This is a genomic window from Methanothermus sociabilis (genome assembly GCF_055392295.1).
Window position 1 is genome coordinate 802,620 of the sequence record NZ_AP042467.1, and the last position, 21,954, is coordinate 824,573.

Sequence of the window (21,954 nt, forward strand, 5' to 3'; positions counted from 1 at the left end):
ATATGTCTATCTCTATTTCACTTATAACTTATAACTATCCCTTCCCTCAATTCTCTCTAGCTATTACACTTGAAATTTACCCCTCTCTCTCAAAAAGATATTTTTTAGAAAAATAAAAATTTATTTATTAGATTCTTTTGGAGGCATGGTCATGCAAGAAATAAATTCTCTGAAAAATACAGAAAGATCTTTAAATTATTTAGATGAAATAAAAGATAAAGATTTTCTATTTACTTGTGTTATTGCTACAACTGAAACATCATGCATTCCTGGAATAACTGGAGCAGGTGCAACACCTGAATTAACAAAATATACGCCAGCTCTTGACACAGAATTGGTAGTTTGTGGCAAACCATTAAGCATGTCAGAAATTCCCCAAACTGTTGTTGAAGGTTCTTCAACACCCACACCTGCGGTTATAACAAGAGCAGTAGTTGAACTTTTGGATATCCCTTTTTTAGTAGTAGATGCTGGAGCAGAAATAAAACCAAAAATACCTTATATCGAATTAAATGATAAACCTGGAAAAGATATAAGAACAGGTAAAGCCGTTGATAAACCTCGCTCAATTTATGAAAAAGGTAAAATATTGGGAAAGTTTTTATCAAAAATAACAGAATATTTAATAATTGGGGAAAGCACACCTGCCGGTACAACAACTGCTCTTGGAGTATTAACTGCTTTAGGATATAATGCTAGCTTTAAAGTTAGTGCAAGTTTACCAGAAAATCCTCATGGATTAAAGAGAAAAGTAGTGATGGAAGGATTAAAAAATGCAAATATAGAACCTAGTAATATTGATGATCCATTTGACGCTGTTAAAGCTGTTGGAGATCCAATGATACCTGCTGTTGCTGGAATATGTGCTGGATTTAAAAATTATATAACACTTGCTGGTGGAACACAAATGCCAGCAGTTTGTGCATTATTAAAAGAAGTAGGAAACTTTAATTTTTCTAAATTAGCTATAGCAACCACAGTTTTCGTTGTGAAGGATGAAAGTTCTGATATTTTAAATATAGTTGAGCAAATTGGTGATATACCTGTATATTATGTTGATCCTCATTTTGAAAAATCAAATCATGAAGGTTTAAAAAGATATATGGAAGGGCATGTGAAGGAAGGCGTAGGTGCTGGAGGGGCAATGTTTGCTGCAGTGTTAAAAGGTATTACTACCGATGAATTAAGAAAAGAAATTGAGAAAGTCTGTACAGTTGTTTTTTAGTTTACCTTTCAACCCTAAAATAGTCTGATTATTTTTTCATTTTTTATTTCTAGTATATATAAGTTTTCTTAATTTATAGAGTATTTTTTGAGAGAGAAAGAAGGAGTAAGAGAGAGTTTGTATATATTTTTTAGAACAAGTGTTAGTTTTGTACTTCATCTATATAAATACTTTTCCTATTTTTTCATGCCTGATAGAGTGGAAACCTGTTTTTTGTGATTTGTGTCTGTAAAAAAATATAAAAATAATATAAAAAAGAATCACCTAACCTCTATGGACCCATATTCATTCACTCTGTATTTCACACTGTATTTGAATTCCTTTCTTGGAGCTATGTAGTTGCTTATTTTCCTTATTTCCGGATCGAATCCTTCAATTTCATATTTCACCTGTAGATTTAATTGAATTCTTTTCTTTGATGGATTTTTAACAATCATTGTCCCAGATACTATATGTCCTGCTGGATATTTACCAAGATATATTCTCTTTGTTTCTTTTGGCTTTAGAGTTATTGTTACTTCCTTATAGCCAACTTTCTTTCCATTAACTGAATTTGTGTAGATTGAGATGTAACATTTTATGGTTATTGTTGATTTTCCAGTGTTTGTTAAGGTTATATTATAATCTAGCACATTCTCAAGAGGAATGTTGGAATCATTTGGAAGGTTGTCAATGAAGATATTAGAGTTATCTACAATAATACTGGGTTGTGGTTCTTTATATTCTATACCTGGACTAACATAAATGGCTCCTCCATCTTCTCCAGCTTTGTTGCATTTAAATAGAGAATTTGTAACTGTTAAGTTGTCTGAAGTACTTATTGCACCACCATAGGAAGTAGCATTATTGTTATTAAACGTACAATTGTCTATTATTAGATCACCATCATTAGAAATAGCACCGCCGTCTCCATCTACCATGTTTTTATTAAATATAGAATTTGTTATTTTTAAATTACCAGCATTGTCGATGGCACCACCCCAGCAACCAGCACTATTATTCTCAAATCCACAGTTATCAATTGTTAAATTACCAGCATTGTCGATGGCACCACCTGTGTATCTAACCGCATTCCATGCAAATAAACATTCAGTTAAATTCATACTACCATTATTGTAGATTGCTCCTCCATGATATGCTAAATTATTCTTAAATATACTTCCTTCAATAGAGGCCACTCCTTCATTAATGATTGCTCCTCCAGAAGCAGGGCCAGCTTTATGATTTATATGTGTACAGTTTTCCATGTATAACGAACCTTCATAAGAATTGTATATTGCACTTCCTTCATTACTAAATGTACTTCTTGTTATGTTTAGAATACAATGATTAGCAATTGCAGATCCAAGCCATCCACTATCAGACAACTCAACTACATTGCCCATAAACTCACTATTTGATATTTCCAGGTTGCCATTATTGTAGATTGCTCCTCCTTCTTCACTAGCATAATTATTCTTAAATTTACAGTTCTCAACCACTAAATATCCATTATTATTTATTGCACCACCTTCTGTTCCATTTCCATTGATCAATGTTAAATTTATCAACCTTACATCTGTATAGGCATCAATGTAGAATATAGGGCCTTCCCTCTGAGCATCAATTACAACTCCATCCTTATCTTTACCTGCAATAGTTAAATTCTTATCTATCACAATTCCTGAATCATAATATGTCCCATTATGCAGAAATATTGTTTCTCCAGGATTAACTTTTTCTATTACATCTTTAAGAGTGCCATTCCCAGGATAAACTTCTTTAACTCCATATGCTTGAGAAATTGCCAACAGAACTAGCAATGTTGAGAAGATCAATACAGCTTTAGACTTCATTTTAACACTTCCTCTTTAATTTTTTTAAATTTTTAAATATAAATTTAAATTGTGTAAATATAAAAATATATAATATTTTACGATTTTAACCCTAAAATAGTCTGATTTAAACCAAACTACATTTCCGATTGCGATTCATGAGCCCAATTTCAACCCTAAAATAGTCTGATTTGAATTAGCAGTTTTATAACTGCCTTTTTAAGCCTCTCATCATCTGCTTATTTCAACCCTAAAATAGTCTGATTTGAATTTTTATCATAAATCCGCAATGTTACAAAGCCAGCATAATTTCAACCCTAAAATAGTCTGATTTGAATTATCTACAGTTGTGACCCCTGAAGGATCATTGTGGAGAATATTTCAACCCTAAAATAGTCTGATTTGAATTGTGAAATCTACAGCAGGGAATTCCTGCTTAAGCCTATTTCAACCCTAAAATAGTCTGATTTGAATCAAAATGAACGATATTCATGAAATTGTTAATGTGATGTTATTTCAACCCTAAAATAGTCTGATTTGAATTTTTCTGCTTTTTCGCCCTGATATATCGCCTAACCACATTTCAACCCTAAAATAGTCTGATTTGAATAGCCAGTTTAAACAAAACTCTTTTAAGTGCTTTAAAATTTCAACCCTAAAATAGTCTGATTTGAATCAGCTTTTTGCACGACCTCAAACGCTCTTGACACAATTTCAACCCTAAAATAGTCTGATTTGAATTTTTGAGACCTCCAAAAAATAAATTATAAAATAAATCATTTCAACCCTAAAATAGTCTGATTTGAATTTCTCTCTAATATATTTTTTTATTCTTTACTTATGACAATTTCAACCCTAAAATAGTCTGATTTGAATATCAATAGCTTTTATGACAATTTCAAGAGATGCGTCATTTCAACCCTAAAATAGTCTGATTTGAATCAAGGCAGGTTGCGGATTTGTGAATTCTACGCTTTCCATATTTCAACCCTAAAATAGTCTGATTTGAATGCTTCACGTTCTATCACTGTCACAGAATATGCGACCATTTCAACCCTAAAATAGTCTGATTTGAATCATTCGTCGTCTCTCCATACTGCTAATTCATAAAGATATTTCAACCCTAAAATAGTCTGATTTGAATTGGGCGCATGGATGTTCAAGAATTTGAAGCAATTGTTGATTTCAACCCTAAAATAGTCTGATTTGAATTCTAAGAACACGTTGCGTCGAGAAGACGCGTCTTCGCCATTTCAACCCTAAAATAGTCTGATTTGAATCTGCTGAGATTGTTATTGCCCAAACTCTCTTTAATAATTTCAACCCTAAAATAGTCTGATTTGAATCTTCAAAAAAGCTGCTTTACGCGATGGACCTCAGACAAATTTCAACCCTAAAATAGTCTGATTTGAATTTCAATACATTAGGCACAGGTGAAGTGACTCTCACCGAATTTCAACCCTAAAATAGTCTGATTTGAATCTGCTGAGATTGTTATTGCCCAAACTCTCTTTAATAATTTCAACCCTAAAATAGTCTGATTTGAATCTTCAAAAAAGCTGCTTTACGCGATGGACCTCAGACAAATTTCAACCCTAAAATAGTCTGATTTGAATTTCAATACATTAGGCACAGGTGAAGTGACTCTCACCGAATTTCAACCCTAAAATAGTCTGATTTGAATACTCTTATGCCATCGCGATTCACTTTAAGCGTATGCGATTTCAACCCTAAAATAGTCTGATTTGAATCCTTGTTGGCGTAAATCTCAAAGATGAGCTCGTACGAGATTTCAACCCTAAAATAGTCTGATTTGAATTTTTGTAAAGCATTTGCTAAGAGGTCTTCAATTTCGTAATTTCAACCCTAAAATAGTCTGATTTGAATATACAATGCTACGTCTTGTTTTGTTTTGTCTTTCCCCTATTTCAACCCTAAAATAGTCTGATTTGAATATTAAAACGCTTTATAGTCATTCCGGACATGAAATTCATTTCAACCCTAAAATAGTCTGATTTGAATTCTCTCGCTGCTTGGACATAAAATCTGCTGTAATTAATTTCAACCCTAAAATAGTCTGATTTGAATAAAGAAGGCGTTAGCGTTGCTACTGCGAAATCCCTAGCTGAAATTTCAACCCTAAAATAGTCTGATTTGAATTCATAAAAAGAAGCATTATGTCGTCCTACCATTCAAAAAATTTCAACCCTAAAATAGTCTGATTTGAATAGGCATTAAGGCGAGAATCATTCAGTATGCTACGCGACATTTCAACCCTAAAATAGTCTGATTTGAATTGAATCTCACCATCTCACTCACCTCCAATTTTTCCTATTTCAACCCTAAAATAGTCTGATTTGAATTCATGCTCAGTGTGTTGATGTTGTAGCGAGAGATGCTGCTTTCAACCCTAAAATAGTCTGATTTGAATATTACGTATTTTGGACCATGTTGTCGCGGTTGCGTCACTTTCAACCCTAAAATAGTCTGATTTGAATAATGGTGATAGCTGCATTCCCTGCATGTTCTGCGTACTTTCAACCCTAAAATAGTCTGATTTGAATCATGCGCACAATGCATTACTGTATAAAATCTGTGTGCTTTCAACCCTAAAATAGTCTGATTTGAATTCACCAGCTCCCCTTAAGCCTTGTACAAAATTCTTGCTTTCAACCCTAAAATAGTCTGATTTGAATGCTGCACCATTCGTAGGCATATTACTTATTATCGCTTTCAACCCTAAAATAGTCTGATTTGAATTAAAAATAATTCAGGGGTTGTTAATCGAGATTTCTTTCAACCCTAAAATAGTCTGATTTGAATAAGTACCTGAAGCTTTGGCTATGAAGGATATAGAGCCCTTTCAACCCTAAAATAGTCTGATTTGAATAATGGACTTAAAAGACAAATTAGAAGCTGCTTTACACTTTCAACCCTAAAATAGTCTGATTTGAATGATGAATATTATCAGAAATATCCTGAAAAGCTAAGAAACTTTCAACCCTAAAATAGTCTGATTTGAATATGAAATTGATGAAATGCGAAAAGAATATGGCAGAATTACTTTCAACCCTAAAATAGTCTGATTTGAATTATGTCTAATAGCATCTTCTATTGTGCGTAAATACCTTTCAACCCTAAAATAGTCTGATTTGAATCATTACGAAGCATGTCAAGATAGTCTGTAGTACTTAACTTTCAACCCTAAAATAGTCTGATTTGAATAGGCAACTTTTTCCCGTTTTTCGCCTAGATTAACTTTCTAATCACCCCTATTTAATACTTTCCATCGGCAACTAACAAAAATATATTTTATTTATAAAGATTAACGACTCAAAATAACGAGGTAAAAATTGAGTTAAGTAGATGATTTAACAAAAAAGCAATTGAAATAAAAAAATAAGTGGGAGGTTAAGTAAAATTTTAAAAAAATAATTACTAAATTTTGAGAAAAAATAAAATAATAAAAAATTACAAAAAGTTTCTCTCCATTGAAATGATTAATAAACGACAAAATAAAAATTAGTTAAAGAAAAAATAATGATTAACTAGGATTTAAAAATGATAGATACAAATAATTATCATATTATTTCAGACATTTGTGATTTTTCAATGCCTAATATTTCTCTCTTCATTGATTTTTTTGTCCTGAAAGAATATATTATTACAGAATCTTCTGATTTATTACAAATAACATTAAGATCCTTTTTTATTCTTTCCAATTGACTTTTTGTAACTTCACCTTCAAAAACAGAATTTTGTACCCAAAAAAGGTATTTCCTTAAATATGCTCTGACTTTATTAACACGTTTTATGTTTACGTCATAAACTATTATTACATACATTGTATTATACCATTCATTTTAGTTGTTACCACCACATTATGAATGGTTTATATTTCTCTTTTCCCAACAAATGTTTTATTAACTTATAACATTCTAGACGTATCAAACGTCTATATGAGACTTTCCTCCCAATTTTCCTATGTTTAATAGTCTTTTTAAGTCTCTTGTCATATTCTGTTATAAATTTTCTTTTTCCATCCAAATTAAGTAAAGAATAATTTAAATCTTTTTCAAAATCTGTTTCCTTTATTATTTTCTTTTTTATTAAATACAATAATAAACGATCAACAACAATTGGCTTAAATAATTCACTTATATCTAATGCAAGTGAATAACGTCTTTCAAATGGTTCATGTAGGTATGATATAGTAGGGTTTAACTGTGTATTGTATATTTCACTTATAATAGTTGAGTATAATAAGGAATTACCAAAACTAAGTAATGCGTTTGCCATGTTCCGTGGCGGTCTACGAGTTCTTTCTCCTATTCTGAAATTTTCTGGCAGTATTTTATCTAATAATTTATAATATTCTGCCCTAGCCCTTCCTTCAACATTCATGATCTCAGTTATTTTACTACATAATTTAAGTTTTTGTATAAGGTCATCCATATTATTGTCTAGATCATAGTAAGATAAAACTCTCTTTATGTTAAGTATAGCACCTTCAACAAAATTTAAAGCGAGTTTTAACCTTTTCTTATAATCTATAAAATGTTCTGCCTGTTTTATTATCAGATCACCAGATAATAATGTTTCCCGTGGATAGAAACTTCCAATATAAAATCCATATTTATTAAAAAAATGTATAGGTATACCTTCCTTTGACAGTAAATTTATGACCTGAGAAGAAATAGAAAGGGCACTGTACGCATATATGGAATATATAGCATGAATGGGAAGAGGGCGCTTCCCATTTTTATTTATAAAATATATTGTGTCTTCTTTTCTTCTTAAAATACCGTCTGTAAGTATATAATAATTTTTTCTACCCATGCGATCATGCCCAACAAAATTCTAAATAAGCACAATTTTTACATATTTTCTTTTTTTGGGGCTGCGGCATGTCATGTTTTTTAATTATAAAATTTATATTTTTAAGGACCTCTCTTAATTTCTTTTCACTTTTTGAAGTTAAACATACTTCTTTTTGTTTTCGAAGTTTTGGATAATTTATAAAGCCCCTGGCAGTTATTCCTTTTTCATTTTTTAAATAATAAAGGTAATATAACAATTGAAATATATGGGCTTTCTCCATTTTGTTACTTTTTTTTATTTCATGTACTTCAAGGGTTTTCCCTTTTCTTACAAAATCTACACTTATAAGGTTATCAAATATTTGACCCTTTTTTTCTTGTCTGTATGTATCCTCATGTAATAATTTTCCAAGTTCAACAACATCTGATTCTTGTTCCATCCGTACCTGATGTGAAAAAAGCCAAAGTTTGGTTTTACACACAAAATAATAATTAATTTGAGTTCCACGTATTAGAAGCTTTTTCTCGGCCTCTGAGATCATCTCAAATCACGTCTATTTATAATATAAGAGTGGAGTTTGTGCCTTTGAATACGCTATCTAGGCCAAGTTCTTTTATTGAATTAAGATCATCCTCGTTTATATTGCCCCATACATAAAATCCTTTAAATTCACCTGTAGTTTTATTTAAAAAGTCACTTTTTTCCTCATAATAAACAGGCATGTTTATTGAATACTCATATAGTAATTTTTTAAGTGTCCAAATGTCCACCTTTTCACCTGTATTTCTTTCTATCCTTTCTATAATTTCTTTCCAAGTTTTGATACCTTCTTTTATACATTCTCCAAAAATTTTTTGAATTTCATTATCTGAATATCTAATCATGACATCTGGTATTACTATTTTTATTCCTGCGATCCTACGGAACAATAGTTGGGCCTGACTTTTTTTCTCTACACTGAAATATTTAAGATTCTCAAGTATTTCCTCTATTTTATTTTCATAATGTTCTTTTAATGTTAAATCTCCAATTTTCTTTTTGAATACTTCTGATATGAGATTTCTTTCAAAAGTATAATCAAATATTTTGCCCTCATGTTCTTTGAGCACTTCTATTGTTTTTTCTACGACTTTATGATCATATATACGTTTAGTTCCGCTGTCAAGTTTTAAATTGCCATTTTCTACTTCTCCAGTGAATATTATTATATTAGGTTCATCTCCCTGATAATCCATGTCTCTATTTCTGTAAATTCTTCCCCAACGTTGGATTTGGCTGTCAATCGTAGATATTTCTGTTATCATCATATCAAAGTCAAAGTCTATTGAAGCCTCTATTATTTGTGTTGATACCACTATTACTTGTTCTCCATTTCTTATTTTATTTTTTATTTCTTTCAGTCTTTTATCTTTTTCAACCTCAAAAATCCTTGAATGAAGGAGATATACATTAGAATAATTTTTATTCAATTTTTTATATAATTCAATGGCTTTTTTAACGTTGTTAACTACTATAAGGGTGTTTTTATTGTGATTTTCTAATATTTCCTTTATTTTGTCTTCACCTTCTTCTGAAATTTTCCATTCTTTATCTTCACTGACAAAAAGAGGATTATCTATCAATTTTATTTTATGTCTTTTTAGGTTTAGATTTTTTACCTGAGCTCCATAATTTTTAACATCTACAAAGTCAAAGTCTTTAAAGAATTTTTCAAAATATGGTGGAAAAGTAGCAGTCATTATTAGTACTTTACCACCTAATTCTCTGATAATATTAACTGTTTTGATGATGATAGCAGCCATTTCTTCATTATATGTTTGAATTTCATCTATAATGAATGATGAGAATGGATAAGCGGATATTACTTTATCCGATCCATAATAATTAAGTGATGTTAAAAAGACTTGATCTGGCGTTGTTAATAATACTGGCGATGCGAGGAGTCTTGCAGAAGTCAACATTTTATCAACATCAACAATTTCCTTTTTTTTGTTCATGTATTCTATAAAGGCTGTAGAATGAAGAATATCAACGTCAACGTCAAAATATCCATTTTCTTCGTTTTTAAATCGAATGAAAAGATCGTTCAATGCGACTCGCAATGGCAATGTGTATATTAATTTTCTGTTATTTTTTGCAGCCCAAAGTATGGCAAATTCTGTTTTACCAGAACCTGTCGGGGCCACAAGAATCAAAGAATTTTTTGTATCTATTTTATCTAAGACTTCTTTTTGCCACAATTTTTTTCGTGGGATATTTTTTTCAATTTTATCCTCAATATTGAAAAATGTCTTTTGGGTATATGATTCTATAGGTACGTCAGCACTTGCTGAATAATCTGATCTTCTTAAAAGTCCTAATAGAACTAAAAAATTGTAATCTTCCTTTTTTGGATTATAAAATTGTGCAAAATCTGAAATATCATCTTCATGTTTCTTAATTTTTTCTAATAAAATTTTAGCCTTATTGAAATCCATATTTTTTCTCATATAATCAAATGCAGATGAAACTATGCTATCTGGAAGTTCTTTTTCAATATATTTTAAGAGTTTGAGTAGAGAATTTTCTAATAAAGAACGTTTTTCTGTTATGAACTCAAGGTATGACTTTATCTGATCCTCATAATTATAGATTATTTCCATTAAGTCCCGCTCAATGGTAAAATATTCGTTGTAATGATGTAATAATATAGCAGTTCTAATTTTTTTGTCTAATTCGTCGTTACCTATTAAGAATGTGCTCCATATACTTGAGAGTATTTCATGACGTGTAGATCTTTGAAGGTTGGTTATAGGTTTGAAAAATTTTTTTAATTTAATCCATTCTTCTGTTTTCTTTTCTTCGGGTTTTAAAACTTTTTTCTGAAAATTATAGTCTATTTTCCCAAGATCATGAATTATTGAAGCCAATATGAGTTTTTCAAATAAAGTTTTATTTAAATGACACGTAAAATTCTCACTATTTTCTTTAAAAAATTTATACATATCAACAATTCTTTTTACAGTTTCTTTTAGATGGTCTTTTAAAAGATAATTTTCTTGATTACTTGATTTAGCTCTTAAAACTTCTATTAGTTCCATTATAGCCACCCAAATTCTTTAGGTATCTTGAAAACTAGATTATCGTTAATAGAATAGGTTTCAACGGTTATTTTATTTTTTATATATACTATTTGATCGATACCAGCGTAAAATACAGTTTTGAATTTAGGTATTCTATCAGTAGAATTCAATAATTCACCTTTGTTTGAGATTGTATGGCCGTTATTCTTGAATAAAACCTTTACAGGAATAGAATAAACAGGGAATTTCCTATTTTTCAATGGAAATGTTCTGCCATTACTTTTCAATTTGATATATGTGGAGTGTGTGAGCCATATGTTCCTTTTAACTATCTTTTCTTTGAAATCGAAATTTCTATATATTTTTTTTATGAATATGATGTCTTCGCTTCTTCCAAGATAGAGAATCTTAGAAGGCTTTGAAAGAGATTTTTCTATCTCTAGAAGTGTATTTTTATCACCTCTGAGAAAAATATAATAATGTCCATTGAAAAGCTCCTCTTGAAATGTTGGACTTCTTTGTGATTCCCTGTTTTCAGTATAAAGAAAGTATCCTACGTTTTTCTTTTTGTCCCATCTGTTCCAAATCTTTAAGCGTCCATTATATTTCTTTAATGAAAGATCTCCTTTTATTAAACTTTGATAATTCCAAAATTTAGTTTCAAATGAGCCATGTACACTTACTTTTAAATTATATAACTTCTCATCGTAGTATCTCCCAAGAGCATTCTGTAGCATGCCGATGATTGTTGATTTAGGTGGTAATGGGTAAGTTTGGGCGTAATCAAACGTAAAAGGATTCCTGTATTGTGCAAATGGTTGGAATATCTCTAATATCATCGTATCATGCATAAAAGAGCCTCAAAAATTAAATTTTCACTTCTATACTCTCATCCTTGAAAACTTTTAAATCTTGGTATTCGCCTTCTTTGTCGAATATATGTTCTATAAATGATAAAACTTCCTCTTCATTTAATGGAGTTACCTCTGCATTAATTCCTTCGATTTTGAATAAGGGTTTCTTTGTTTTGCTAGTTTTATGTTTTACTTTTAATATACGCCCATTTTCAGTTTTTGTTTCTTTTATTTCGTCATATTCTTCTTCTGTATATTCATCGACAAGTATTATTTTGTCTTTGTAAGTTTTATATGGGCAATCGTTATATATGCCAGCTACCAGAAGTTTAGGTGATAGATCTTCCTCTCTTCCTTTAATACTACGTTTTAAATTCATTATAGCTTTTATAAGATTTATTATTCTCTTTTTTATTTCTTCCTCATCTTTTAACCTATATTTAATTAAGTAGACATCGTCAAATTCTGTGAACTCAGATAATTCTACCATATCTGATTGTTTACATATTTCTTCTTTTTTCCCTTTCTTTTTCTTTAATTTTATTGATAATTTTTCTTCATTGCCTGAATCATTTATTTTTTCTATTTTTTCCACTTTAAATTCGTCTCGGATTTCCTTTTTAGGATTTATATAAACTTCTATTTCTCCAATATTTTCAACATCTATTACAACAGAGTATTGATAATATGTTTGATGTTCTTCCATTGTAAATGGATTGGGTTTCATTTCGCCGTGCATTTTTCGCATTCTATTTGCAAGGCCAATATTGGCATTGAAATGAGCATCATACATAAAGGGTGTCATTGAAACAGCATGTGAAATCTTAACAGGAGCTGTTCTGAAATTTTGTGGAGTAGTGTTTGTTATTAAATACCCAAAGAGATCAAATTCTGGATACTCCAGTATGCCTCCAGTTAGCAGAAATTCTGTTGCGGGCTGTATAACTGTATTTTCATCATTACCAGCGTTTATGAGGTTTTCTGCTTCAGTTAATTTAAATAGCTTTGCTTTTTCTGCGGTTTCAAGTAAACTATATCTCAGAGCATATCTACTCACAAGAGTATATTGTCTACCATCCCATTTTGTTATTTTCTTCAATTCTTGATAATTCCCACTACCTTGGTCATAATTCAAGGAACCTCCATGGAATACTATATCTAAAACAATATATTTTCCCATTTTTCATTCACCACCTACTGCCATTATACCCATTATAATTGAATATGCAACTTTCTCAAAATTAGCTGGTGAAAGTGGATATAGCCATTCAAGCTTTCTGGAAAGTCTTTTAACATTTTTATCATTCTTACGAGAATTTAAAGCCCTCAATAATGATGAAAAGAAATCACTTTGGTTATTTGTTTTAACTGTGTTGAGTAGTTTATAAATTAATCTTTGCCTATAATTTTCAGATCCTATGTTTTCAAATGCTTTTTTCGTATATATTTTTATTTCATTATAATCTTTCATTGAAATGGGTTTTTTTACGTGTTCCATTTTTTAACCCCCTACAAATCCAATATAGAGTCCTAGAGCATAATAAATCCATGTTTCATCATTTTGAACGATTTTATGGAAAATATAGTCATTTAAATGTCTGATTAGCCTTTTATCCTTCTCCTGGCTTGAAATCATAAGCTTTAAAAGAGAGTTTACAAATGAATATTTATTTTGTTGTTTTATGATGGAAAATAAATGTGATGCATTTTTTTCTCTTACGCTTTTGGATAACAATTTTTGGATATTCTTTCTAGCTACATTCATCTCTTTATAAGCTTTCTTTATTCTTGGAACTAATTCATCTAATTTATATTTTAATGACGTTGGATCTTCGAATAGACGAGTAAAATTACGTCTTGGGAATAATTCTGCTTCCAATGCGAGGGCATAAAGTAAAGGTCGGACTTTTCGTTGTTCTATTTTTTGATTTATTCTTAGAATTAGATGATCAAGTATAGTAGATATCAGCGATTTGTTTTTAATGAATTCTTCAAAGAGCCATTTGTGTTCATTTTTATCTACGCGCAGTCTTTGATTTAAGTTTCTTCTGAGATCTTCATCTAATAATACTGTAGCTTGTAACCTAGAGATACCCATATATTCAACATCAATGAAGCGTTGGGTGTCACTTTTCAAGTCGGCATACTTTATGAGGTAAAGGTTTTCAAGAACCCACCATGACTCCATTTCTATTATAGTGTCAATAACTGTTTGCCATGTACTCCTAAAAATACTGTTTGGATCATCTTCACTTTCAACCTTTGATTTCATGAGTCTTAAACGTTTATTAATTTCATATGTTACAAAAATGTCATTTGAATAAAATACAAGATGGCCGATATTTCTATACCTTTCGAATGCACGGTCAAAACATAGAAGATATATAAATAAATAAGGTGTGACGTCTAGAAGATGTTCAGTTTTTAGAGGCGTATAATAAATGTTTGGTGCTTTATTATAAGATGCTAAAAACTTGTTAATTGTTTTATCCATTCTACTAAGGACATCTTTTTTTTCTATTTTAGAATCTATGGCATAATAGAATTCTTCTTTTTGTTTTTTATGAGAATATCCTGGTTGAAAAAATAAGAAATTCTTGTAATATTTATTATCAATGGGAATTCTATAAAATACATTATCAGGGACATCTGTTTTACCTACAACTTTATTACTCCATTCTTCATCCAAATATTTATCAACTTTGGAAATTTCCTGTTTAAATTTCTTAACATCTTTTGTAAACTCTTTTCCATATTTTTTAAATTTCTCTATTGGAGTCTCCTGAAACTTTTTTATGTCTTCATATTCTAATTTTTGGAATCTTCCTTTTTTTAAAAAATCCTTTATTTTATCCCTATTCTTTTTAATAAACTCCTTTTCAAAATCTTTTATTTTTTTTATTAGTTCTTTAAAGGTTTTAGGAGTTCCAGAACCAAATCTGTTTTCATCTATCGCCCTTCTAAGAGTGTAATTTTTCCAATGAGCCAGAACTGCTTTAGTTATGTAATTCTCCCATGTAAAATCGAATATTTCTCTTTTTGATTTGAAATTTCTTTTAAAGATTTCATTTACAAAATCTTCGATAATTTGCTTAGGGATTTCTGAATTCTTCTTTTTTACCTCAGAACAAATATATGCAAATGGAAATAACCCATAATGTACCACCTTTTCATTTTCATTTATTCTTTTTTGTGTTTCTAGGATGTCCCATCCATAAATATCTTCTAAGAGATTGGCGAATCCTAACATTCCTAAATCTATAATCCAGTTGCCAGTAAATTCTAAAGTAGGAATAATTTCATTTTTCATGCTTTTCTCACCATTCCAAATCCCATACTATTTTTTTCTCCAAATCCACAATCATATCCAAACTTTATTAGTCTTATATCACCTTCAATAGAAAATTTCATATGATATGCACGATGATATGTTTTAGAATTTCTACTAGGAATCATAATTCGTTTCCGTTTGATGGAATTTAAGTATGGAATGATTTTAAGGTATTCATCGCCTCTATAATCTCCATAAAAGTTTTTGTATTTCTTTAAAAGATTATTTTGCATGTTTTCATAAAATTTAAGATCGTTAGGATTTAAGTCCCATTGTTTGAGTGTTCCTTTATTCTCTCTCATTGTTCTTACGATTATAGGAGAAAGTGTTTTGAACACCATCCTCTTCTTAATAATTGGTGGTTTTAAAAGCTTTACATGCTCTACATAAACATCTTTTCCTAAAAAATTCAATTTAGGGTGTTCTATAAATCCATCAATAAGATTCTTTATGAGATCCATGTTTGGTGATGATATATAAAAATAGAACTTACCATCTTTAGAGAGAATAAAATTTTTAAATATTTCTCTTTTTGGTATTTTTAATTCAGAAAACGTGAAAAATTTAAATCCATTACTGTTATGAAGTTTGCGTGCAAGCTCGATATCATTTATTTTTTTGTAAATAATTGCAGTTATAATATGATTATAGTTAAAAGGCACTTTTAATGGTTTTATATCTGATTTAACTTCTATTTTGAGCCTCATTAATTTACTCCTTAGTTTTTGAATGATGATCTATATTCTCTTATTACTTTATATTTATTATTATAACATGAATACGTAACATTTATCTATAACATCCTGATTGAAGAAACAGGATTTAGGCATGCCTAAAACAAACGGCGAATAAAAAAATAAAGAGGAGTTTATTATTTCAAACGGAAATGCTCTAGCATCGTCAAGATCTGTGCATTTTATATATGCAAGCGTTTCAAACCCTTAAAATAGTCTGATTTGAACCAGGGTTTGAAGTACCTGACGAGATTCCAAAGGAGGGTTTCAAACCCTTAAAATAGTCTGATTTGAACAAGCAACCTTTTCTCGTTTTTCGCCTAGATTAACTTTCCAATTACTATATTTAATACTTCCCATCAGCAACTAACAAAAATATATTTATTTATAAAGATTAACGACTCAAAATAAGGAGTAAAAATTTGAGTTAAGTAGATGATTTAACAAAAAAGCAATTAAAAGAATATCTAAATAAAATAAAAAAGGATCACCAAATATCAATAAATCCTTCTTTTTTCCCTGTATATCTAGCTATATAGTTAAATTCTCCTCCTGAAGCTATGTATTTACTTATTTCCCTTATCTGTGGGTTTAATCCTTCAATTTCATATTTTATTCTTAGATCCAACGGAAGTATATATCTTAATGGATTTTTAACAACCATTGTTGTAGACACTGCATACCCTATTGGATATTTACCTAACTCTATTGTTTTTGTTTCATATGGATTTAGAGTTATTGTTAATTCTCTATAACTGACTTTAGTTCCATTAACTGGATTTGTGTAAACTGTGATGTAATATTTTATGGTTATTGTCGATATTCCTAAATTTGTGAGGGTTATATTGTAATCTGATGTATTAAGGGTGTCAAAACCATCTGGATTAAATTTATTATTATAATTTGTCCAATTTGAAGCATTGTAAATGTGGTTTCCATTCTTTCCAGCTACATTGTACTCAAATGTAGAATTTGTAACTGTTAAATTGTTTGAAGAATAGATAGCACCGCCATAGTCGGTAGCATTATTGTTACTAAACGTACAGTTGTCTATTGTTAGAGTACCATCATTATAGATAGCACCACCTTCTCCGTTTGCAGTGTTTTTATTAAATATAGAATTTGTTATTTTTAAATTACCGGCATTGTAAATGGCACCACCCCAGTAACCAGCACTATTATTCTCAAACCCACATTTATCAATTGTTAAATTACCAGCATTGTCGATGGCACCACCTGTGTATCTAACCGCATTCCATGCAAATAAACATTCAGTTAAATTCATACTACCATTATTATAGATTGCTCCCCCATGATATGCTATATTATTCCAAAATACACTTCCTTTAATAGATGCGGTCCCTTCATTAATGATTGCCCCTCCAGGATGATTGCCAGCTTTATAATTTAGGATTCTACAGTTTTCCATGTATAACGAACCTTCATGAGAATTATATATCGCGTTCCCTCTGTTGCTACCATATGTACTTCTTAATGTACTGTTTGTTATGTTTAAATTGCCATAATTAGTAATTGCAGCTCCACGCCATCCAGTTATAGTTGAATTGCCTAATAATGCATAAATGTTCCTAAACTCACTGTTTACTATGGTCAAATTGCCATAATTGCAGATTGTCCCTCCTTTTTCACTAGTATAATTATCCTCAAAAATACAGTTATCAATTGTTAGAATGCCTGTATTGTTTATTACACCACCATAACTCTCATTTGTTAGATTACCTGTATTATTCATTGTGGTATTGTTCATCGCACCACTGGAACTCTCATTTGTTAAATTACTAGTGTTGTTTATTACACCACTATAACTCTTCAATGTTAAATTTATTAAATTTACAATTGCACTATTGTTAATTGTGAATATACGGCCTTTTCCTTGGGGGTCAGCAATTATTACAACTCCATCCCTGTCTTCACCCTTAATGGTTAAAGCCTTGTCTATTGTAATCCCTGAAACATAATACGTTCCTTTATGCAAAAATATTGTCTCTCCAGGATTAGAGTATTTTATTGCATATTCAAGTGTGCCATTCTCAGGATAAACATTTTTAACTCCATATGCTTGAGAGATTGCCAACAGAACTAGCAATGTTGAGAGGATCAATACAGCTTTAGACTTCATTTTTAGACACGTCCTCTTTAATTTTTTAATATAAATTTTTTATTATGTAATAATAAATGTAAATATATTTTACACCCGATTTCAACCCTAAAAATACTGATTTAATAGGCAAGTTTTTTTCGTTTTTCGTCAAGATTAACTTTCCAATTACTATGTTTGAGCTACTCCTCATAGAGTTTCTTGCTTCATAGAGAAAACTTGCCCAGAGACTATATCCCTACAGGGGATAGTCCTGAGTAGAGTATTCTCCTAAACATGTCTTACTAGCTCTTTCAGCTTTGTAATTGTATGGGAAGTCACCTTGCATGAAGAAAAGTAGCATGAGAGAGTATATATAGTTTTCTTTTTTTTAGGAATTATTGCGTTGGAGAGAAAGAAAGAGTAAGAGAGAGTTGTGTATATTTTTTAAAACAAGTGTTAGTTTTATACTTCATCTATATAAATACTTTTCCTATTTTTTTCATCCCTGATAGGGTGGAAACCTGTTTTTTGATTGCTATTTTTTTATTTCTAGAAAAATAAAAATTCTTAGAGATGGCTCAGACAAGGCTGAATTCATCACTTATCAGAATAGTTCCTCATCATTGCCAAAACATTAGACCCATTTAACTTCAGGAGTTATGAAGACAAAATTTTGAGAGAATGCTGGATCATAATATTCATATTTATCCCCAGTTCCAAACACTTCACATATGGATTTTCTAACATTGTAGTTTATCCTGTCTCCCAGCGATCGGAGAGAATGATTATTAAACAATCTATTTACATGCGCATAAACTTGTAGTTCAATTTCAAATTTCTTATATCTTTCATTATAACCTTTAAATTTATATTCTATTTTAATTATTTTGGTTGCAGACGGAGATAATAATTCTGGTTTAAATTCAGTATAATTATCAAATGAAATTGTAGGATATACTGCATAATTGTTCATTGTTGTTGCAAGGTTTGCACCAGATCTTGCGGCGCATAAAGCAACTGATAATTCATGTTCACGCTGCACCACAGAAAAAAGTGAATATGAGAAAATCAACAAAACTACGGCTATAAATGAATATTCAATAATCACAGAACTCATTGCATCACAACCCTAACTTTGTTATTCTCATTCTCAAAGAGATATTCTTTATTTGCATACAATTCTACATTATCTACAGGCACAAAAATAGTACTTTTACATTTTAAATTCCCGCAAACACAGTATACTCCATCTTCCTTTATGTAAATATTATATTGGCAATTGCAAATGGATTTTGGTAGTGAAAGATATACTTTATGTCCATTACCTCCACTATAGGACAAAATTATGGAATTAGATATGTTATCTGTTAAAGATCTCATTGCATATACTTTATTTTCGTTATTAGCATTGTCGATTTCATTATTTATTAATTGTACTAATAAAATCACTACAAATAGAAATAAAAGTGAAGTGATGAGTATATCAAATGCTAAGTAACCTTTTTCATTCGTTTTTGAGCTACCCCCTACGGAGCTTCCTACTTCATAGAGAAAACTTGCCCAGAGACTATATCCCTACAGGAGATAGTTCTGAGTAGAGGTTTTCTCTCAGGCAGGCTATCAGGGCTACCCCATCCCCTCAACAATATTCTACACGCTGATATATAATCTCTTAGTTTATTCTTATAGGTTAATCCTTTCGATGTTCCTCTTGGATTTACCTTCTTAACAATCTTACCGGCCCTTTCAGCCTTGTAAGATAGCATTTGAAGGAATTTACCCCAGGAAGCATCTAAAATACTTTTTGCAAGCTTATGATTCCTAACCATATTTCTTATCCTTAAATCTTCAACGCAGATCACGTCATAGTTGCTTACATAGAATCTGGATAATTTGTGTAGGAAATCATCCCTCTGGTTTCTTAACTTTTCATAACATCTTGCAAGCCTCTTTTTTTGCTTTTTATAATTCTTAGAACCTTTCTTTTTCCTTGATAGTTTTCTCTGTTCAATCTTTATTCTCTTTAAGGTCTTTTCATAGAATCTTGGATTTTCTATTTGTCTTCCTTCAATGTCTGTTAGGAAATGCTTTATTCCAACATCAATTCCTATTGCTTTACCTGTTTTATTATTTTGAATTTCTTCTTTTTCAACACAAACTAAAGCAAACCACTTGCCAGAATTGTAACGCTTTATTATGATTTGTTTTATCTTCCCCTCAATTTCTCTGTTTATCCTAATTGGAATTTCTCCAATCTTTGATAGATATAGCCTATCTAGTCTTTTTCCAGTTTTTATTATCTTGAAACCAGATTGATTATAAATAAAAGATTTAAACCACTTTCCTTTATACCGTAGTCTTCCGACCTTCTTACCATTTTTCTTAAGTTTGGCTAAAGCTTTTAAGTTGGAATGAAGCTGATAAAGCACAAGCTGTAAAACTTTTGCATATACTTTCTTTAATCTAGTCAGCTGTTTACACATGTCATAATATGATATATACTCCTCAGAATTATTAATTTCACTTAGAAAATAATTATAAACATGCCTACAAATCTCTAAAGTTTCCAATAGCTTATCTTCTTGTTCTTTACTTGGATAAAGTCTAAATTTATATGCATAGATATGTGACATGAAGAAAAGTAGCATGAGAGAGTATATATAGTTTTCTTTTTTTTAGGAATTATTGCATTGGAGAGAAAGAAGGAGTAAGAGAGAGTTGTGTATATTTTTTAGAACAAGTGCTAGTTTTATACTTCATCTATATAAATACTTTTTCTGTTTTCTCTCAATCCCTGATAGAGTGGAAATCTGGTTTTTCACAAAATCAATTTCAATCTTCTTTTTATTTTTTTTAAAAATTCTGTTTGTAAAAAATTCAAAAAAATATAAATTTTAATAATTTATGATCAGGATTTTTGTATATATATAATATAAACTTAGATAGAATAATAATAAAAACATGAGGAGGTATTATATTTTCAGGGAATAATACTTCAAGGGAAAAACCATGAAAACCATAAAAATAAGTCCAATAAGATGGAAAGTCATGGAAATTTATTATAAAGTAAGTTCAGGGTTGTCTGCAATCTTATGGTTATTGATATTTTTCATCCTCTGCGGTTTACGTGGTATAACTAGGAAAAAGCATATAACACCAGAAGATAAAGCTCTTGAACATTTTTTATTTAAAATAGTTTTTATTTTAGTAATCATTGTTTTCCTAATTATATTAGTAGGCTTTGTTATAGAAATAGACCCTAAAAGAAAGATTACTTATTCTGAGAACATTTTTTACACGGGGTTCTTAATAATGATATTTTCACTGGGAATGTTACTTATTTATAATTTCGTTTTACCTGCCTTGCTCTTCTCCATCTTTCTACTATTTTTACCACTCCTACACATCAAATTAGCCTCTGAACATTTAAAGAAGAAAAGATACGTTATGTATGAAAATGCAGAAGGTGAGATAACAGATAAATATGTTGATTATCCTCTTAAAGCATTTTTTGAGGATGTTGGAAAATCATTGAGGAAAGTGAGAGAAGGAGCAGATGAAGATAAAAAGAAATTAAATAAAGATGAAAAAGGACTCCCAGAAAATACAGAACTTGGAGATATTATTCATTCAGAATGCTTTATGTTCCCTCTTATTGGTTTCGGTATGATTATTGCCAGTTTATTTCCCATATTTGGCCCTGATAAATTAGAGAAATCGTTTATTTTTATAATTATAGGTAGTGTAGTGTTTGGGGAAATACTATACCGTTTCCTGATGCCTTATTATGAAAAGAAAGCTAAGGCATATCGTCATGATCTCAGGGAAGAATATCTAGTTATAAACAGAGATAAGAGAATCATAAAGATCTATGATAGCAAGGAGGAATTCTTAGGGGATGGATATAAGGTGAGAGAGTTGGAGGACACCTCCTCATGAAAACCATAAAAATAAGTCTAATTTTACATCTCCTTTGACTTTAACAAAAAAATTTTAATTTTTAATTTATATA

General features: G+C 30.3%; 16 protein-coding genes and 1 CRISPR repeat array. Of the genes, 2 read left to right on the forward strand and 14 right to left on the reverse strand.

The features are described from left to right. The first annotated feature begins 151 nt into the window (after positions 1-151). Positions 152-1,225 carry a nicotinate mononucleotide-dependent phosphoribosyltransferase CobT gene (gene cobT, locus ACZ5LY_RS04415; RefSeq protein ID WP_464577073.1) on the forward strand — a complete coding sequence of 358 codons (1,074 nt, stop codon included), beginning with the start codon at positions 152-154 and terminating at the stop codon, positions 1,223-1,225. A 260-nt stretch (positions 1,226-1,485) separates the two neighbouring features. Here cobT and ACZ5LY_RS04420 read toward each other — a convergent pair whose 3' ends face one another. The 14 genes from ACZ5LY_RS04420 to ACZ5LY_RS04485 form a co-directional block, all read right to left on the reverse strand. Further along, entirely contained in the window at positions 1,486-3,060 is a 1,575-nt protein-coding gene (locus tag ACZ5LY_RS04420; RefSeq protein ID WP_464577075.1) for a right-handed parallel beta-helix repeat-containing protein, read from the reverse strand. 82 nt (positions 3,061-3,142) lie between these two features. Further along, positions 3,143-6,264: a CRISPR direct-repeat array (repeat unit 30 nt; unit sequence ATTTCAACCCTAAAATAGTCTGATTTGAAT). A 356-nt stretch (positions 6,265-6,620) separates the two neighbouring features. Continuing rightward, positions 6,621-6,884 carry a CRISPR-associated endonuclease Cas2 gene (gene cas2 / locus ACZ5LY_RS04425; protein ID WP_464577077.1) on the reverse strand — a complete coding sequence of 88 codons (264 nt, stop codon included), beginning with the start codon at positions 6,882-6,884 and terminating at the stop codon, positions 6,621-6,623. A gap of 25 nt (positions 6,885-6,909) precedes the next feature. Beyond that, complete coding sequence (gene cas1b, locus ACZ5LY_RS04430) at positions 6,910-7,878, reverse strand: type I-B CRISPR-associated endonuclease Cas1b (protein ID WP_464577079.1); 969 nt, start codon at positions 7,876-7,878, stop codon at positions 6,910-6,912. 4 nt (positions 7,879-7,882) lie between these two features. Then, a complete protein-coding gene (gene cas4 / locus ACZ5LY_RS04435) occupies positions 7,883-8,401 on the reverse strand; it encodes a CRISPR-associated protein Cas4 (RefSeq protein ID WP_464577081.1) in 519 nt (172 codons plus the stop codon). Positions 8,402-8,417: 16 nt separating this feature from the next. Further along, positions 8,418-10,940 (reverse strand): CRISPR-associated helicase Cas3', encoded by a 2,523-nt coding sequence (gene cas3 / locus ACZ5LY_RS04440; protein WP_464577083.1) that lies wholly within the window; start codon positions 10,938-10,940, stop codon positions 8,418-8,420. Next, a complete protein-coding gene (gene cas5 / locus ACZ5LY_RS04445; protein ID WP_464577085.1) occupies positions 10,940-11,773 on the reverse strand; it encodes a CRISPR-associated protein Cas5 in 834 nt (277 codons plus the stop codon). The genes cas3 and cas5 overlap by 1 nt, the downstream gene beginning before the upstream one ends. A gap of 16 nt (positions 11,774-11,789) precedes the next feature. Then, positions 11,790-12,956: a type I-B CRISPR-associated protein Cas7/Cst2/DevR gene (cas7i, locus tag ACZ5LY_RS04450; protein ID WP_464577087.1), complete on the reverse strand. Its 1,167-nt coding sequence runs from the start codon at positions 12,954-12,956 to the stop codon at positions 11,790-11,792. A 3-nt stretch (positions 12,957-12,959) separates the two neighbouring features. After that, positions 12,960-13,274, reverse strand: a complete 315-nt coding sequence (locus ACZ5LY_RS04455; RefSeq protein WP_464577089.1) for a hypothetical protein — start codon at positions 13,272-13,274, stop codon at positions 12,960-12,962. Between the two features lie 3 nt (positions 13,275-13,277). Further along, positions 13,278-15,086, reverse strand: coding sequence for a hypothetical protein (locus ACZ5LY_RS04460; RefSeq protein WP_464577091.1), 1,809 nt, complete (start codon positions 15,084-15,086; stop codon positions 13,278-13,280). Further along, the gene (gene cas6, locus ACZ5LY_RS04465) at positions 15,083-15,814 is read right to left on the reverse strand and encodes a CRISPR-associated endoribonuclease Cas6 (protein WP_464577093.1); all 732 of its coding nucleotides are present in this window, start codon (positions 15,812-15,814) and stop codon (positions 15,083-15,085) included. The genes ACZ5LY_RS04460 and cas6 overlap by 4 nt, the downstream gene beginning before the upstream one ends. 514 nt (positions 15,815-16,328) lie before the next feature. Further along, positions 16,329-17,981 (reverse strand): right-handed parallel beta-helix repeat-containing protein, encoded by a 1,653-nt coding sequence (locus ACZ5LY_RS04470; protein ID WP_464577095.1) that lies wholly within the window; start codon positions 17,979-17,981, stop codon positions 16,329-16,331. 595 nt (positions 17,982-18,576) lie between these two features. After that, complete coding sequence (locus tag ACZ5LY_RS04475) at positions 18,577-19,059, reverse strand: hypothetical protein (RefSeq protein ID WP_013414207.1); 483 nt, start codon at positions 19,057-19,059, stop codon at positions 18,577-18,579. After that, positions 19,056-19,322, reverse strand: coding sequence for a hypothetical protein (locus ACZ5LY_RS04480; protein WP_464577097.1), 267 nt, complete (start codon positions 19,320-19,322; stop codon positions 19,056-19,058). Before ACZ5LY_RS04480 ends, ACZ5LY_RS04475 begins: the two co-directional genes overlap by 4 nt. Before the next feature lie 158 nt (positions 19,323-19,480). Then, on the reverse strand, positions 19,481-20,512 hold the full coding sequence (locus ACZ5LY_RS04485) for an RNA-guided endonuclease InsQ/TnpB family protein (protein ID WP_464577099.1): 1,032 nt from the start codon (positions 20,510-20,512) through the stop codon (positions 19,481-19,483). A 439-nt stretch (positions 20,513-20,951) separates the two neighbouring features. Between ACZ5LY_RS04485 and ACZ5LY_RS04490 the strand changes: the two genes are divergently transcribed. Beyond that, positions 20,952-21,881: a hypothetical protein gene (locus ACZ5LY_RS04490; protein ID WP_464577101.1), complete on the forward strand. Its 930-nt coding sequence runs from the start codon at positions 20,952-20,954 to the stop codon at positions 21,879-21,881. The last annotated feature ends 73 nt before the right edge of the window (positions 21,882-21,954 follow it).